We start from the raw sequence: 654 nt of genomic DNA on the forward strand, positions 1-654 counted from the left end.
TTTCCGGGGGCGAAACCACGGGGCTTTTTAGAAAAAAATAAAGGCCCGGAGGCCCCGTAACGGTTCCCCCCCCCGAAAACCGGTTAATAAAAAAATTTTGTCCCCAAAACCCCGCCCCGCCAACCCTGTATGGAACCGGGAACCACGTCCGTGCCTATTTGAAACGCCCCTACGCCGCCATAATTTGTAAATTTAAGGCACGCGTCCCCCGAAAACGCCTGTTCGCCGGGAAGGTAAATTTCAGGATACTCGGCGGCAAGCGGCCAGCAGTATTCCGGGGAACGCTCGGACAAGCCGGACAAGCCGCTCTTAGCCGGAAGCAGTTCGTAAATATTCCTTTTGCTTACGGCGGCCACATACAGCGGAATGTCCGAGGACGCGGCGCTTTCAATAAGCGGTACAAGCTGGTATCCCGCAATCGCCGTCCCCGTCGAAAGGCGCACAAGGGCCGCTTCCTCCGACATGCTGGAAGGCGACTCGTAACGGTTCTGCTTTTCAAACGGGGAAAAATTTCCCGGCTCCCTTATAACAAGGGCGTAATTGCCGCCGATAAAAATTTCCCTTGGCGCGGGATAATTGTCCAGACGCGCCGCGCGGCCGGAACCAAACCACTTTTGCACTTCGGACAAAAACCCGGAAGAGCCAGAATAACTT

The 654-nt window shown here is 55.2% G+C and carries 1 protein-coding gene; it reads right to left on the reverse strand.

What is annotated here, in order from left to right; all coding sequences use genetic code 11:
• Positions 1-83: 83 nt before the first annotated feature.
• Positions 84-654: hypothetical protein (locus ACYVTD_RS15280; protein WP_461248559.1), on the reverse strand; the 571-nt coding region annotated here is incomplete at its 5' end.

Source organism: Treponema sp. R6D11, assembly GCF_054786075.1.